This window comes from Erythrobacter sp. CCH5-A1, from assembly GCF_001557115.1.
GTDB lineage: Bacteria > Pseudomonadota > Alphaproteobacteria > Sphingomonadales > Sphingomonadaceae > Erythrobacter.
The window spans coordinates 119195-135178 of record NZ_LSKQ01000231.1 but is presented as its reverse complement, the minus strand read 5'-3'; the positions used below and the strand labels follow the sequence as shown (position 1 = coordinate 135178).

Sequence of the window (15984 nt, the reverse complement as noted above, 5' to 3'; positions counted from 1 at the left end):
ATCGACCGCCGTTTCGTCTTGGCGCGCCATCAGTCCATGGATTGCTTCGCTTCGCTCGCAATGACGGGGTAGTGCAATCCTACTCCCGCTCCGCGAACATGCCCTCGATCATCGGCTGGAGGCCTGCGTGGAAACGCGCCAGCACCTGCCAGTCGCCGACGCGCTCGTAGTGCGACACCAGCGCCTCGCCGTCCCAGCGGTGGAGCGCATAGGTCGGCGGTTCGGTGGTGATGAGCTCGCGGTCGTCGGGCACATCCTTGTCGATCGGATTGAGATCCATCGCCACCAGCGGCGCAACCGAGGGGGTCACGCCGAGCGGGATCCCGGCAAAGCGCGTGACGATCTGGCGGTGGAGGTGCCCGCAATGGATCGCCTGCACCTGCGACTGGCCCTCCAGCACCGCGCGCAGCCGGGTGATCCAGCCCTCGTCCGGCGCGGGGTCCATCCAGTCGATCCCGGCGACGACCGGCGGGTGGTGCATGAAGATCAGCGTCGGCGTATCGGGTGCCTCGGCGAGCCGCGCCGCCAGCCAGCGGGCGCGGGCTTCGCAGAACGCCCCGCCGTGGCGCCCGTCCTCGAGCGTGTCGAGGCAGATGATCCTGAGCCCCAGCCCGGTATCGACGACATAGTGAAGGAATCCGCCCTCGGCCGGCATCACCTGCGGGAAGGCTGCCAGAAGCTCTTCGCGGGTGTCATGGTTGCCGACCATCGGCAGGACCGGAACGGGGCAATCGGCGAGCAGCTCGGCGGTCTTGGCGAAGCTTTCCCGGTCGCCGTGATCGGTGATGTCGCCGGAAAGCACGAGAAAGTCCGGGCGGTTGGGCCCCTCGACCAGCCGCTGCAGGGTCGCGCGGAAGCGGGTGAGGTTGAGCTCTTCGGGCTGTTCGTCGGGGGCGAAGCCGACGTGAATGTCGGTCATCTGTGCGATCAGCACCGCCTGGCCCGTCGAAGAAGCGCCCCCGCCCATTGCTATGGTCTAGCCTGTGCGATCTTGGTGGCAACCTTAGATTTGTCAGGCGGCGGCTTGTAGTGCGGGGCGGGACCCTTGGGCGACCATTGGCCCGAAGGCACGTGATAGGCGTGGCACATCGCGCAGTCGCTCGGCACGATCTTCGCGGTCTTCACCGCGGTCGCGCCCAGATGGCAGTCGCGGCAGCTCTTGAGGTCGGGCATCAGGAGGTCGCTCGCCGCCTTCGAGGTGTCGGCCGCGTGGCAATCGCTGCACTTTTGCTTGCTGTGCGCGGCGTGGCTGAAATAGCCGCTGGTGAGGAAGCGCTCGGGAAAATTGACCGGCATGAGATCGGCCTGCCCCGTCGGCCCTCGGGTGGGCAGGTGGCATTCGGTGCACACCCCCCCGACCGAGAGCGCGTTGGAAATCCCGATATAGGCCCGCACTGGCCGGCCGAAATCGGCGCGATAGGGTGATGCGCTTCCCAGTTGCCCCGGACGCTGGCGGCCGGGCGCGAGCGCGGGGCGGGGACCGGTGCTGATCCGCGCGAGATCCTCGGCAAGGTTCTTGACGCTGCCGTGGCGCAGCTTGCCGAAACCGCCGCCCGGCGTGCGGCCCGAGACGAGGCTGTGGCACGCCTCGCACGCCTGCTCCATCTCGACCGGCTTGAAGGTGACCTTGTCGGGCGTGGCGACGTGGCAGTCCTTGCATTCAAGGGGCGCGCGATACTGCGCAAGGCTGACCGCCATCCGCGCCGCGCCGCCGCGCGGGTTCATGTGGACATCGTGCGGGAAGACGAGGCCCGAACGCTCGACCGGTGTCGATCCCGCCGCCGCCCGCACCGGCTTGGCCGCCCCGAAGCTGGCGAAATAGAGCGGGCGGAACTGCGGGTGGGTCTTGCCGAAATCATGCGCGTCGGTGAGCTGCGTGTCGGTGAGGCGCGTGCCCAGGTCCTTGTGGCAATCGCCGCAGAAGGCCTCGCTCCCCGCTTGCGTACGCACCGGGCCCTCGTGCTCGGAGTGGCAGGCGACGCAGCCCAAGGGCCCTTCCTTGCCGAGGCCCTCGGCGATCTTCCATTGGAGCGCATCGCCCTCGGAGAGCGGCGCCATGCCTTTGGCGAGGCGCGGCTTTTTCGCGTGGTCGCCGATGTCCTTGTGGCACGAGAGGCAGGTCTCGTCCTGTACGCTTTCAAAGGCGGCGACGTGGCAGCTTTCGCAATTGTTCTCGAGGCTGTGATGCTTGAGCGACAATTCGCCGCTCGACCACGCGCTGTCCATTAGCACAACGCCCGGGGTCTTACCCGTCGGATCGGGCTTGGCGGGCGTGCGCAGCAGGTGCGAGGCGACCGGCAGGGCGAGCAGCAGCAGGATGATCGCACTGGCGAAGATCCAGCTCATTGCGCGCTTGGACGGCAACTTGGAGGCGAGCGCGAAGCCGCGCAGGGCGTCGATCTTGCCCTCGTCGGCCACGGCCTGGCGGATGGTGATGGCGATCGTGCCGTCCCCCTCGCGCGCTACGGCGAGCCGCGCCGCGCCCAGCGCGATCTCGCCTCCGGTGCGCGGGTCAATAGTGGCCTCATTGACCACCCGCCCGTCGAGCCCGAAGCCCAGCGTGCCGAGCGACGTGACCGCCAGTGTGCCATCGGCGGCAAGGTCGATCCCGATATGGCGCTGCTCCACCGCAAGGTCGGGCAGGTGGATGTCGCACTCTGCCGCGCGGCCCACGGTGAGGCGGGTCTGGTCGAGCACGCGGTCGCGGATGATCTCGCGGCCCGCAGCGGTGAAGTCGATGGTGCGGATCAGGAATGCCATCGCTGCCCCCTCACCAGTAGTAGAACACGCTGATCACGTGCGCAGTGAGCGCGGCGATGAGGGCGATGGTGAGCGGAATGTGGACGAACAGCCAGATTTCCAGCATTGCGCGGATGCGCAGCGCGCCGCGGATCTGGGCGAGCTGCTCGCGGCGTTTCTCGAGCAGCGCGGTCACGCGCACTTCGGCCTCGGTAGCCGAGCCCATGCCCCGCAGCGCGTGCACGGTCTTGCAGCCGGGGTAGCTCCCGGTCAGCCGCGCCAGTGCGCCGCCGTAGAACACGTCCTGGCCGAGCGCCGCGATCACGAGATCAGCCTCGGCCCGCCCGAGCGGCTGCGCCGCGCTTTCGAGCTGCCGGTCGATCGCGGTCAGCGCGTCGAGCATCTGCGCGCGGGTCATTTCCTTGCGGTTGGCGCTGAGGCTGGCGGGGAGGGTGGCATAGACGATCACCCCGTAGATGCCGGTCGCGATCACCAGCAGCATCAGCACATAGGCGAGCGTGTGGACGTTCCACCCGATCTGGAACCCGGTGTGGAGCGTGCCGATAACAATCAGCGCAAGGCCGAGATAGACGTGTGCCGAGGTCCACGCCTTGAGACTCCACGCGCCGGGATTGATCCGCCGCTTCCTCACGCCCAGCAGCGAGAGCCACAGGATCAGGCCGAAGCCGATGGTGCCCAGCGTATAGCCGTACCACGTGCCCCCGTTGGGGCGGGGGTCGTGGTCGATCATCAGATATCCGGCAATGCTCGCGCCCGAAAGCAGCAGCGCGATCCACAGCCAGCGGAAGCGCTTGTGCTTCAGGAAGCTGACATGGTCGCTGTTGCGCCGCTGCTCGTCCTGCGAGAAGCGGCCCGTGCCGCCGGTCTTGGCCCCCGCTTTCGTCGCCATCATTCGACGTCCTCGGTGAGCTTGGCGAAGGTCAGGAACTTGTCAGGGGACACGCGGATTGCCGCGCCCGTGGGGCAGGCGCGCACGCAGGCCGGGCCGCCGTCGATGCCGGAGCACATGTCGCACTTGATCGCCTGCTTGGCCTTCTGCCCGCCCTCTTTCTCCGCCGCCTTCTTGCGCCACGAATAGGACGCCTCGCCCGGGCCGGGGCCGGAGCCGAACAGCATCCATTGCAGCAGGCTCGGCTTCTTCGGCGGCTTGGCGTCCATGCGAATCACGCCGTAGGGGCAGTTCCTCTGGCAATTGCCGCAGCCGATGCAGGTCTCGTCGATGAACACCTCGCCGTCGGGCCCGCGCTTGATCGCGTTGGGCGGGCAATCGGCCATGCAATGCGGGTGCTCGCAGTGGCGGCACGAGGTCGGCACATGGAGGTGGGCGTAGGTCTTGCCCGCCTCGCGGTCCAGGCGCGAGAGGCCGTCATGGCTGTCGGCGCAGGCCTTCTCGCAATTGTCGCAGCCGATGCACAGCTTCTCGTCGATCAGCAGCACGTCGGTCGCCTCGCCGATGCCGTTGTCGACGAGGAACTGCGCGGTCTGCGAATAGAGATCGACCGCGCCCGAGAATTCGTCCTTGCGGCTCTCGATGAAGGCATTGGTCGCCCGGCGCCCCGCCATGTCCTTCAGTGCGCGTTCGCGCAGGGCGGGGTTCTTTTCGAGCAGCGCGAGAAAGCCTTCGCCCGGCAGGCGGATCACTTCCGACTTGATCGCCGCCTTGACCGTAGCGGTACGGGCCGAGCCGTCGATCACCGCCATCTCGCCGAAATAGCTGCCTGCGGGAAGGTAGGAGAGGAACACCGGCTTTTCGCCGAGCTGCTTCTCGACGATCATCGATCCGCGGCGGATGATGAAGATGTCCTTGTCGTCCGCGCCTTCGGTCACGACCACCTCGCCCGCGCGCTTTTCCTCGACGCGGGCCGCTTCCACCAGCGGGGCGATGTCCTTGGGGGTGAGGCCGGAGCCGAACATCTGGAGCAGCTGCCGCTCGATCGAGATGCGCTGGATCGCCGTCTTGGCGGAGGGCACCTGCGATTGCAGCTTCAAGGCCGCAAGGCGCGAGATTTCGACGACGATGGTGTCTTCGGCCGCACGGATCGTCGCCCCGCGGCGGCGGCCGGAAATGAGGCCGACCTCGCCGAAGATCGATCCGGCCCCGATTGGGATGGTGATCGAGGGATCGGCGGGGTTCACCTCGACCGCGACCGAACCGCTGGCGATCCCGAACAGTGATGACCCGGGCGCGTTGCGCTCGAAGATCACCTCGCCGGGCCCATAGAACTTGGCCTCGCTGTCGAGCATGAACTCGCGCATCTGGAGCGGGTTCATGCCATTGAGGATCGACACATTGGCGCGCAGGAATTCGAGCCATTCCTCGGTCGAGCGATTCCCCGGCAGATTCGCGAACTTGGCCGCGATGATCGGCTCGTCGGCGGGCTTCAGCGCCGTGTTGCCGTTGATGAACTCGATGACATCGTGGCCCTGGTTCATGCAATGCTTGATCAGCGGATAGCCCGCCAGCGCGCCGATCACGAAGATGCCGGGGGCGGTCGATTCGAACACCGGGCTGAGGCGCGGGAAGGCGCCGCGGTCCTCGCTGGTGAACTCGATCCCGCATTCCTCGACGAACGCTCGCGGCGGGGCCGAGCCGATGCGCGCGATGATCCGGTCGCAGGGGATGCGGATTTCCCCGTCGCGGGTGGTCAGCGTGATCCAGCCGGGCTCGATCGCCTTGGTCTCGCTCTCGGTGCGGATCGTGAGCTTGCCCGCCTCGTGATCGGCCATCAGCGCGCTGACGTTGGCGGCCTTGGCGGTCGGGAATTCGGTGCCGCGGTTGAGGATCGAGACGGTGTTCCTCTGCGCCGGGTCCTCGGCCAGGCCGCGCGCGTTCTCGATCCCTGCATCGCCGGTGCCGACAATGACGATATGCTCGTCGACATATTCGGTCGGGTCGTCGAGCTGGTACTGCACATGCGGCAGGTCCGCGCCGGGGCAGCGCATCAGGTTGGGATTGCCCTGCGTGCCGATGGCTAGGACGACGTTCTCGGCCATCACCGTCTCGCCGCTGGTCAGCTCGATGGCGTAGGGCCCGGCATGGCGCTGGAGTTCGCGCACGCTCTTGGTGCCATCGCGCGCGCGGGTGACGATCTGCTGGACCGAGCCGGGGATCGGATCGCCTGTACCGCGGATCGCCTTGGCTTCGGCGTGGTACTTCACGTTGACCTTGTGGCCTTCGATCTGCTCGTCCCAGATTCCCAGAATGGCTTCGCGCTTGCCCGCCTCGAAATCGATGTCCGAGCGCAGCACCAGGTTGGAGGGCGTCGCCATGACGTGCTTGCCCTTCTGGTACTTGTAGATCGTGTCCGAGAGATGGTCGGTCTTCTCGAGCAGCACATGGGGCAGCCCGAGCGCAGCGGCGCGCGCAGCAGCGCTCAGCCCTGCCGGGCCTGAACCGATGATGGCGACTTTGAAAATTTCGCCCACCTATCCTCCCCCTCGCGGATAGATCGCCCCCTGCACCGCACCATACCCAAAAGCGCCCCCGATGCCAGAGCGAATTGCCCCGTCTGCCGCAGGGTGCTAGCCATGCGCACATGGGACAGGGCGAAACGCTGCCTCAGGGCGGATCATCGAAGGCGGGCTGGATCTTGCTCGGGGCAGCCCTGCTGCTGGCGGCGGGCTCGATCGGGTTCAACATCTATCAGGGTTCGCGCGGCGCGGGCGAGCCTGCGGCGGCGACGGGCGGCGATGGCTCGATCGAGGCGCTGCGCGCCGCGGCCGAGGCATCGAGCGGGGATGCCGCCCCATGGGGCGATCTTGCCTTCGCCTATTTCAACCGGGGCCAGTACGAGGAGGCCGCCGCCGCCTATCGCCGCGCGCTCGCCATCGCGCCGGACGAGGCGGTCCTGTGGTCAGCGCTCGGCGAAACGCTGGTGCTGGCAAGCAAGCGCGACCCGCTCCCGCCGGAAGCCTTGCAGGCCTTCGAAAAGGCGCTGGCTCTCGATGCCGAGGACCCGCGCGCGCGCTATTTCCTCGCCGCCAAGAAGGACCTGGACAAGGACCACGAGGGCGCGATCGCCGCGTGGCTCGATCTGCTGGGTGACAGCCCGCAGGGCGCGCCGTGGGAAGCGGACCTCGTGCGGACCATCGAACAGGTCGGGCAGATCAACAAGATCGAGGTCGCGGGCCGGATCGCCGCGGCGCAGAAGCAGCGCAAGCCCGCGCTGATCGCGCCGGGATCGGGCGCGGCGGCGGGCGATCAGGCCTCGGCCTCCCTGCGCGGGCCCACGGCAGCGGACATCGCCGCGGCTGGCGCGATGAAGCCCAGCGAGCAGCGCCAGATGGCCCAAGGCATGGTCGAACAGCTCGAGGCGCGTCTGGCGAAGGAGCCGAAGAACTTCGATGGCTGGGTGATGCTGATCCGCAGCCGCATGACGCTGGGCGAACCGGCCAAGGCGAAGGCAGCGCTCGATGCCGCGGTGAAGGCGAACCCGGGTGATGCGGCACGTCTGCGCGAGGCGGCGGCGCAGCTGGGGGTCAGGTAGCGGGCCCTCAGGCCGGGTCCGTGAGGTTGGCGATGATCGCCTGCTTCATCGCCGGTGTGACACCCAGTTCTTCGACGATGTATGCATCGACCGAACCGTGCTTGGCCGCCATGGCGTCAAGCGCAGCCTCGATATAGGCGGGATCCGAGGCCATAAGCGGGGCGACCACCTCGCGCGGCAGACGGGCGAGCGCCGCGTAGGGGCCGTCCTTCGGGCCCTCGGACAGCTTCGCCATGTAATCGACCAGATCGTCCGACAGCGCGTAATCGGCCTTCACCGTCTCGCGCGGCACGCCGAGCAGGGTCAGCACCAGCGCCGCGGCCGTGCCGGTGCGGTCCTTGCCGGCCGAGCAATTGAAAGCGAGCGGCACCTTGCCCTCGGCGAGGTAGGCAAACATCTGGCGGAAGGCGGGGGCCTGCTGTTCGGGCAGCGTGCGGTAAAGGCCGATCATCGCCGCGCGTGATTTTTCCGCGCTCGCATCGGGCCCGCCCAGCACCTTCATGAGATCGCCCGCATCGGCGGCATAGTCGCGCGTCCAGTAGGTGACGTCGCCGTTGGCGGCGACAAAGGGATTGGGTTCGGCCTTGCGTTCTTCGGTGGCGCGCAGGTCGCACACGGTGCGGATGCCGCGGCGGGCGAGTTCGGCCTGGTCCTTGGCCGTCAGGCCCGCAGGGGATCCGGCGCGGTAAAGCACCTCCCACTTGGTCACCCGGCCATCAGCGGTCATGTAGCCGCCGAGGTCGCGGAAATTGACCCCGCCCTCGAGCGGCAGCACCCGGCGCGGGTCCTTTATCGCGGCCGCGTTGACGGCAATCGGATCGCGGCTTGCAGTGATCGCTGTGTCAGGCGTGCCGGCTTCCTTGCAGCCCGGCAGAAGCGCGAAGGCGGCAAGCGGCAGCAGCAAGGCGGGCGCGCGCATCGTCTATTCTCCCGGCTTCGGCAGCAGAGCGGCCAGCTGCTCGCTGGTCAGCACCCCGGTCCCGGCCGGATAGGCATAGCCCGCCTGCATCGGGCTCACGGCGATCGCCTTGCGGTAGACGACGCTCTCATCGTCCATCTGCTCAGGGGAAGGCGCGGCGGTGTTGATGTCGAAGCTCACGCCGGGAAACGGCGGAAGCTCTCCCCCGCGCGATTTCGCCATCATCTGCATCACCGGCGAGGCACTGGTGGCCATGTTGGCGACAAAGCCGACCTTGTAGGCGTTGTAGGTGCCGATCTCGGACAGCTGCCAGCGCGCGCCCTCCAGCCGGTCAGGGAAGTTGACGTTGAGCGCAAGGCCGGCGGGCAGCAGCGCCCCGCCCTTGGCGCGCGTCTCGAGATGGGCGACCAGCTCGACCGAGCGGCGGGCGACCTCATCGGACTGCGGATTGTCGAGGCTTGCCGCCTCGGTGCCCGCCCCGGCACTCAGCGCGATCGCCGGAATGCCGATCACCGCGGCCACCTGCGCCGCGCTGACCGTGCCCGATGACAGGATGATCGCGCCCACGTTCTGCCCTTCATTGGGGCCCGAGAGCACCAGATCGGGCGCCTTGCCCCAGCGCGCCATGGCAACCACCTCGACCCCGTGGAGCAGCGAGGCGACCGGCGTGCCGTCGACATAGTAGAAGTCGCGGCCCTCTCCCGGCAACCCCTTGCGGGTCATCGGTCCCGCGCCCGGTGCCCCGGCCTCGGCGGCATCGTTGAGGCAGGGGGCCGTGAGCGGCGCGATCGGCCGCGCGATCCCCAGCGCCGCGCCCTGTCCGGACTGGTTCTGGCACGGCACCGACACCACCACGTCATGCCCCGCCGCCTTCAGCGCCTCGTAAAGCGCGACGACATTGCTGGTGAGCCCATCGTCGTTGGTGAGGACGATGTTGCGTGCCTCGGCCGCGGTGGCGGCACCGAGCGCAAGGCACGCGGCGGCAGCAAGCAGGGTGGTCCGGATGGCCATGGCTGGTCCTCTCGAATGGTCAGAAGTTGAAGCGCACGCCGAACAGATAGCGCTCGCCGATCCGTTCGACTTCCGATGGCGTCGCGGGCGAGCCTTCGTAGGCGACATAGGTCTCGTCGGTCAGGTTGGCGAGATCGGCGAACAGGGTGATGTTCGGCGTTATCGCATAGCGCGCGGTGACATCGAGGTTCTCGAAGCCCTGCCGGAACTCGCCCGCGCCAAGCCCGCCCAGGGTGTCGAGGAAGTCCGAACGCTTCTGGTAGGCGACCCGCAGCGACAGGCCGGCATATTCGTAGAACACCGAGGCGTTGAGCACCGTGTCCGACAGGCCCTGGAACGCGAAGGTCTCGATCTGGCCGGCCGCATTGCGCGCATCGAAATCGCCGCCGAGCAGCGTGAGGTTGCCTTGCACCCCGAACCCTGCAAGCGCGCCGGGGAGGAAATCGAACTGGGTCTCGATGTTGAATTCGACCCCGTAGAGCTTGCCGCTCTCGCCGTTGAACGTCGACCCGAGCAGGTAGTTGGACCGGTCGATGCCATTGCTGTCGTAAAGGTCCGAACCGACCCGCTGCTGGCTCTGGTAGAGCACATCCTCGACCCAGCGATGGAAGCCCGTGACCGAAGCGATGCCGTTGCTGGCGAAGTAATATTCGGCCGACACGTCCAGACCCCAGGTGTATTCGGGGGTGAGGAAGGGGTTGCCGCCGCTGATCGTCGCGGCGGTGTCGCTGATCGAGGCGCCGACGCGGATCGCGGCATAGGCCGGGCGCGAGACACCGCGCTGTCCGCCGAGGCGCAGCACCAGCTTGTCGGTCGCCTCGTAGCGGATGTTGAGGCTGGGGAAGAGGTCGAAGAAATCCTGCGAGACTGCGAGCGGCGTCCGGACCGCGCCGACCAGCACGGTCCCGGCATTGTCGATCTCGTACTGTTCGGCGCGCACCCCGGCGACCACCTGCAGCGGGCCCGAATTCCACTGCGCCATCACGTAGCCGGCGTAGATGCGCTCTTCCTGATCGTAGAACGAGGTCGGCAGCACGAAATTGGCCGGGTTGATATTGTTGCGCGCGAGCGCTTCCTGCAGCGAGCGGTTCATCGCCTTCGTATCGACGTAGTTGATGCTCACGCCGAGCGGGAACTGGGTGTCCCATGCCCGGTCGGTGGCAAAGCCGTTGGGGTTGAACCCGGTCGCCGCGAGCGACACCACGCCGCCGATGCCGATGTTGTTGCCGCTGATGTCGCGCTTGGTCGCATAGAGCCCGCCCGAAAGCTTGACGTCGCCAAGCTGCTTCCAGCCATCGAGCCGGCCCGAATAGGCATCCGACGTCACGCCCTGGACGATCGGGATCAGCACGGTGCGCGGCAGGTTCTGCTCGGTGATCGGGATCGCGGTCAGCTCCGCCCCGCGCGAGAACACGCCGGCGGTGTTGACGGTGCGGAACAGCCGCACGACCGGGAAGCGCGCGTCGGCGGTGCGGTCATAGTCGACGCTGACCCCGCGGATCGAGGACTGGATCAGCGGCAGATCGGTGGTGTTCTCGGTGCGGGTGTAGCCGATGATGCCCTTGAGGCCCGCCTCGTCGGTCTGCCAGTCGAACCCGGCCGAACCGATGTAGTTCTGGTTGATGTAGAGACCGTCATTGTAGTTGGTGGTGATCGAGACGTTGTCGAGGCTGCCGGTCAGCAACCCGCGGGTGCCGCGCGCGGCGGCCTCGCCGATCTCGATCTCGTAGGCGTGGCGTTCCTCGCGGTCGCGGAATTCGGTGAAGATGCCGGTCACGAAGAACTTGAGATCGTTCGACGGGCGGAACTCGAAGGCGCCGAACAGGCCGTTGTTCTGACGGCGCAGCTCGTAGTTGCGGATGTCGATATCGATCGGAATGCCGTTGGCGTCGTAGCCCGCCTCGCGGTTGTCGGTGACCTGATCGCGCAGGTAGTGCGAGCCGCCCAGCGCGAAGCCGACGCGGTCATTGGTCCACGACACGCGCAGCGAGCCCGAGCGCTGCTGGCCTTCGCCGAGGCTCATCAGCCCGTAGCCCGCATCGCCGGTGACGCCGAAGCCGGCCTTGCCGTCATCGATCGGCGAGAAGGTCTGGAGATCGACCAGCGCGGTGATCGCCTCGGCCGTGATGTCGGGGGTGAGGGTCTTGTTGACCACCAGCTGCTGGAGCAGAACGGCGGGCACCGCATCGAAGCGGAAGGCGCGCTCGCCGCCGCCTTCGTCGGTGCCGGTCTGGGGCAGGCCGTCGATGCTCACCGAAGTCCAGCGGTTCGGCGCACCGCGCACCTGGATGTAGCGCGCCTGGCCCTGGTCGAGCTGCACTGCGACACCCGGCAGGCGGGCGAGGGCGGCGGCGACGTTTTCATCCGGGAAGCGGCCGACCGAGTCGGCGGTGGCGACATCGACGAGGTTCACCGCCTGGCGCTTGGTCTCGGTCGCGTTCTCGAGCGAGCCGCGGATCGAGCCGGTGACGATGATCTCGTTGACGTCCTCGGCTGCGAGCTCTTCGGCGGCATTGTCCTGGGCCTGCAAGGGCGCGGCGATGGCGAGCGCGGTCAGGCCTGCGCCGGCGAGCCAGAAATTGCGCGTGAAACGAATGGTATCGGTGAACATCGACAATCGCCCCCTTGATCGGATTCGGGGTGGGGTTAGAACGCTTGTAAGTAAGCGATGTGACAAAGGCCCGGCAGCGGCCCGATGCATGCCGAGATGAGCGAAGGTGTTGCGTTTCCATGGGGAAGACACAGGAAATTGTCGCGATACGGTTAGATTGCAGACGTGAAACTGCCGCGAAACCGACAGAATTACGCCTGATTGACGCATTGCTCGGAATGTGGGCCGCGATGCCGATCGACCAGATCTCCGTCCGCGCGCTGGTCCACGAGGCGCGCTCGGCGCAGGCCGCGATCCACTATCACTTTGGTGATATGGAACGTTTGTACGCTGCTGCCTCGGCCACTGCCCTCACCCAGGCGGAGGGATGGATGGCAGGGCGGCTGGCAGTGCTCGCGCCACTTGCGCAGGTGACGGTCACACCCGCCTTGCAGGCCGCCGTCATCACCGCCACCATCGCCGACTGGGCCGCGCTCCAGCGCCCGCTCGCCATGGCCGCGCGTCATGCGCCGGGGCCGGAATGGGAGCGCAGCCACCGCGAGTTCTGGACCCGGCTCGCCGCGCTGATCGGCCTCGGCGATCATGCCGATGCGGTCGCCTGCTACGCGCATGGCGAGGGCGCGCGGCACCTTCTCGTCTGGAACCCGGTGATCGACCGCGCCTTGCTCGAGGAGACCACCACCGCGCTCGTGGCCTGGCTCGGCGCGCGGCGTCTCGGGGATGAGGGCGTGCGCACCGCGCACCGCGCAGTCGCGCGCGCCGAATACCGCGAGCCGGTCAAGCCGGGTGCGGGCGAGCGCGCGGGGCTTGCCGAGGCGGCCGCCGATCTGCTGGCCGCACAGGGCCACGCCGGGGTCACCTTCCGCGCCGTGGCCGCACGCGCGGGCGTGACGCTCGGCAAGGTCGTCCACCTGGTCGGAACCAAGAGCCAGCTGCTCGCGCTCGCGCTCCACCGGCTGTACGAGCGCGAGGCGCTGGGCGGAGATCCCGAGCAGTTCCAGGCCCAGCGCTTCGCGCCCGAAGAGATGCTCACGATCATGCTCGACGCGGTGCTTGCGGGGAGCCAGCCGGTGCTGGCCGCCTATGACGAGATCGAGCGGGCGATCTACAACGGCGCCGACCATGCGCCTTTGCGCGGCGTGGTACGATCGATGGAGGACCCGAGCGGCACCTGGGCGCTCACGCAGCTCCTCGGCGGCGAGGTGCCGCCCGCCTCGCTGGTCGCGGCCTTCTCGGCGATCCTGAGGGGCATCGGCCACCGCGCGGCCCACGCCGCCGATCCTCCCGAAGCCCAGCGCGCTGCGGCCGAGGCCGCGCTGCGCTCGTTCCTTCCCAGAACGTGACAAGGGCTCCGCGCGCAGGCCGCGCGGAGCCCGCTTCCTTGCGGCCTGATGGCTACACCACCCCGAAGGCCAGCATCGCGTCGGCGACCTTCTTGAAGCCGGCGATATTCGCGCCCTTCACATAGTCGATATAGCCGCCGCCCTGATCGCCATACCTGATGCAGGAATCGTGGATGCCCGACATGATGTCCTTGAGCATCTGCTGGAGCTCGTCCTCCTTCCACGAACGGCGTTCGGAATTCTGGCTCATCTCGAGGCCCGAGACCGCGACGCCGCCCGCGTTCGAGGCCTTGCCCGGGGCGTAGAGGATCTTGGCGTGCTTGAAGGTGTGCACCCCGTCGAGATCGGTCGGCATGTTCGCGCCTTCGCTCACCGCGCGGCAGCCGTTCGCCACCAGCGTCTTCGCGTCCTCGCCGAGCAGCTCGTTCTGCGTCGCGCAGGGCAGCGCAACGTCGCAGGGCACGCCCCACGGGGTCTTGCCCGCATGGAAGGTCGCGCTGGGGAAGGCCTCGACATATTCTTCGATCCGGCCGCGGCGGTGGGTCTTGTGCTCCTTGACCCAGTTGATCTTCTCTTGGGTGATCCCGTCAGGGTCATGGATGAAGCCGCCGCTGTCCGACAGGGTCAGCACCTTGCCGCCGAGCTGGACGATCTTCTCCGCCGCGTGCGTGGCGACGTTGCCCGAGCCCGAGATCACCGCGGTCTTGCCGACGAGGTCCTCGTCCTTGGTCGCCAGCATGTTGGCGAGGAAATAGACCGCGCCGTATCCGGTCGCCTCGGTGCGGATCAGAGACCCGCCCCATTCCAGCCCCTTGCCGGTCAAAACGCCGGTGAAGTTGTTGGTGATGCGCTTGTACTGGCCGAACATGAAGCCGATTTCGCGCCCGCCCACGCCGATATCGCCCGCGGGCACATCGATGTCGGCGCCGATGTGGCGGTAGAGCTCGGTCATGAAGCTCTGGCAGAAGCGCATGATCTCGCGCACGCTCTTGCCCTTGGGATTGAAGTTGCTGCCGCCCTTGCCGCCGCCCATCGGCAGGCCGGTCAGTGCGTTCTTGAAGGTCTGCTCGAAGGCGAGGAACTTCAGGACCGACTCGGTCACGCTCGGGTGGAAGCGGATCCCGCCCTTGTAGGGGCCGATCGCGTTGTTGTTCTGGACGCGCCAGCCGCGCTGGACGCGGATGTTGCCGGCATCGTCTTCCCAGCACACCCGGAAGGACACCACGCGGTCGGGCTCGGCGATGCGGCGGAGGATCTGCTGGGAGTGATATTCCTCCTTGTCCTCCATGAATTCAAAGATGTCCTCGGCCACTTCCTGGACCGCCTGGACGAATTCGGGCTGGTGCGGATTGCGCTTCTTGACGCCCTCCATGAAGCCATTGAGGTCGACGTGATCGGTAACTGCCATGATGATTCCCCCCTGATCGTGACTATACGCGCCCCGTGTGCTCCTCGCTTGTCGATTTGCGGCATCACCATCTGCCGAAATCATGGCGCTTCCATGGCAGACCGTCAGGGGGGAGAGGCGCTCAGATCGCCGAGGAGAACTTGCGCGGGGCGGCGGCGCGGTAGGCGTCGAACAGCGCGGCGATTACGCGGGCGTAGGGCAGGCCGGCGGGCGCGATGGCAAGGTGGCGGCCGCGCAGGCTGGCCAGGCCCTCGTCGGTGAAGCGGGCAAGCCGGTCGGCGACCCCGGCAAGCAGGTCATCGGGCAGGACCGCCTCGCCCCGGCACAGCAGCGCCTCGATCACCGCACCGCGGCGCTGGTCCTCGGTCGAGCGGACAATGCCGTGCCCGGCCGACAGCCGCCCTGCCTCGCTCATCTGGCGATAGGTCGCGGTGTGCTTCTCGTTCTGGGCAAGGAGGCCGGGGAAGCCATGAATCGCGCTCGCGCCCATGCCGATCAGCACCTCGGAAGGGTCATCGGTGAAGCCCTGGAAATTGCGCCGCAGCCTGCCGGTCTGCGCCGCGCGCGCCATCGGATCGTGGGGGAGGGCGAAGTGATCGAAACCGATCGCCTGATAGCCGCCCGCGGTGAGGATGCGGTGCGCCTCGCTCGCCATGGTGAAGCGCGCCGCGGCGCCCGGCAGGTCGCCTTCGCGGATCATCGTCTGGCGCGGGACGAGGTGGGGGACATGGGCATAGCCGAACACCGCGATCCGGTCCGCGCCCAATTTGCGGGTCATCTCGAGGCTGTCCTCGAGATCGGCCTCGCTCTGGTGGGGGAGGCCGTACATGAGGTCGAAATTGAGCGAGGTGACCCCGCCCTTCCTCAGCCAGTCGGTGCTGCGGCAGATCATGGTGAGCGATTGCTCGCGCCCGATCGCTTTCTGGCAATGGGCGGCGAAGGTCTGCACGCCCATGCTCGCCCGGGTGATGCCGGTGGTGCCGAGCACCGCGCTCCATTCGGCGGTGAGGCTGCGCGGGTCGAGCTCGATCGACCATTCGGGGGCGGCGAGCGGAAGGTGGGCGTGGAGCGCCTCGACCAGGCCAAGAAACTCGCCGGTCAGGATCGCGTTGGGGCTGCCCCCGCCCAAGGCGATGCGCCGCACCCGCGCGCCTTGGGGGAGCAGGCTGCCGATGGTCGCGATTTCCTGATGCAGCGCGGCGAGATAGGCCTCGACCCGCGCGCGCTTGCCCGAGACCGCGGTGTTGCAGCCGCAGTAGAAGCAGATCTTCTCGCAGAAGGGGATGTGGAGATAGAGCGAGATGTCCCCGCTCGCCCCCGCGATGGCGCGCTCGATGACGCCGTGTTCCAGCGGGCCGAAGTCCGCCGCGGTCGGGTAGCTGGTGTAGCGCGGCACGGGGGTCGCGAGCAGCTCGGGAATGTATGTCCACATGAGGCGCTTAGAG

The 15984-nt window shown here is 67.7% G+C and carries 11 protein-coding genes; 2 read left to right on the top strand and 9 right to left on the bottom strand.

All coding sequences use genetic code 11. The features are described from left to right. Window positions 1–79: 79 nt before the first annotated feature. Genes AX708_RS14440 through AX708_RS14425 form a run of 4 tightly spaced genes read right to left on the bottom strand, consistent with a single transcriptional unit; the run spans window position 80 to window position 6186 of the window. Window positions 80–967: a phosphodiesterase gene (locus tag AX708_RS14440; RefSeq protein ID WP_197425849.1), complete on the bottom strand. Its 888-nt coding sequence runs from the start codon at window positions 965–967 to the stop codon at window positions 80–82. Window positions 968–969: 2 nt separating this feature from the next. Further along, window positions 970–2760, bottom strand: coding sequence for a cytochrome c3 family protein (locus AX708_RS14435; RefSeq protein WP_066525365.1), 1791 nt, complete (start codon window positions 2758–2760; stop codon window positions 970–972). Between the two features lie 10 nt (window positions 2761–2770). Then, window positions 2771–3649 carry a hypothetical protein gene (locus AX708_RS14430; protein ID WP_066525363.1) on the bottom strand — a complete coding sequence of 293 codons (879 nt, stop codon included), beginning with the start codon at window positions 3647–3649 and terminating at the stop codon, window positions 2771–2773. After that, window positions 3649–6186, bottom strand: a complete 2538-nt coding sequence (locus AX708_RS14425) for a cyclic nucleotide-binding domain-containing protein (RefSeq protein ID WP_066525354.1) — start codon at window positions 6184–6186, stop codon at window positions 3649–3651. Before AX708_RS14425 ends, AX708_RS14430 begins: the two co-directional genes overlap by 1 nt. 110 nt (window positions 6187–6296) lie before the next feature. Here AX708_RS14425 and AX708_RS14420 point away from each other — a divergent pair, with 110 nt between their 5' ends. Beyond that, a complete protein-coding gene (locus AX708_RS14420; protein WP_066525347.1) occupies window positions 6297–7247 on the top strand; it encodes a tetratricopeptide repeat protein in 951 nt (316 codons plus the stop codon). A gap of 7 nt (window positions 7248–7254) precedes the next feature. On the opposite strand, the gene AX708_RS14415 is transcribed toward AX708_RS14420, so the two are convergent. The 3 genes from AX708_RS14415 to AX708_RS14405 are packed head-to-tail and all read right to left on the bottom strand — an operon-like array spanning window position 7255 to window position 11788. Continuing rightward, entirely contained in the window at window positions 7255–8166 is a 912-nt protein-coding gene (locus AX708_RS14415; RefSeq protein WP_066525345.1) for a tyrosine-protein phosphatase, read from the bottom strand. Window positions 8167–8169: 3 nt separating this feature from the next. After that, complete coding sequence (locus AX708_RS14410) at window positions 8170–9177, bottom strand: 5'/3'-nucleotidase SurE (RefSeq protein WP_066525343.1); 1008 nt, start codon at window positions 9175–9177, stop codon at window positions 8170–8172. A 19-nt stretch (window positions 9178–9196) separates the two neighbouring features. After that, entirely contained in the window at window positions 9197–11788 is a 2592-nt protein-coding gene (locus AX708_RS14405) for a TonB-dependent receptor (RefSeq protein ID WP_066525340.1), read from the bottom strand. A gap of 230 nt (window positions 11789–12018) precedes the next feature. Here AX708_RS14405 and AX708_RS14400 point away from each other — a divergent pair, with 230 nt between their 5' ends. Further along, window positions 12019–13131 (top strand): TetR family transcriptional regulator, encoded by a 1113-nt coding sequence (locus AX708_RS14400; RefSeq protein WP_197425847.1) that lies wholly within the window; start codon window positions 12019–12021, stop codon window positions 13129–13131. 52 nt (window positions 13132–13183) lie between these two features. On the opposite strand, the gene gdhA is transcribed toward AX708_RS14400, so the two are convergent. After that, window positions 13184–14539: an NADP-specific glutamate dehydrogenase gene (gdhA, locus tag AX708_RS14395; RefSeq protein ID WP_066525337.1), complete on the bottom strand. Its 1356-nt coding sequence runs from the start codon at window positions 14537–14539 to the stop codon at window positions 13184–13186. Between the two features lie 121 nt (window positions 14540–14660). Beyond that, entirely contained in the window at window positions 14661–15971 is a 1311-nt protein-coding gene (locus AX708_RS14390; protein WP_066525335.1) for a radical SAM protein, read from the bottom strand. Window positions 15972–15984 lie beyond the last annotated feature (13 nt).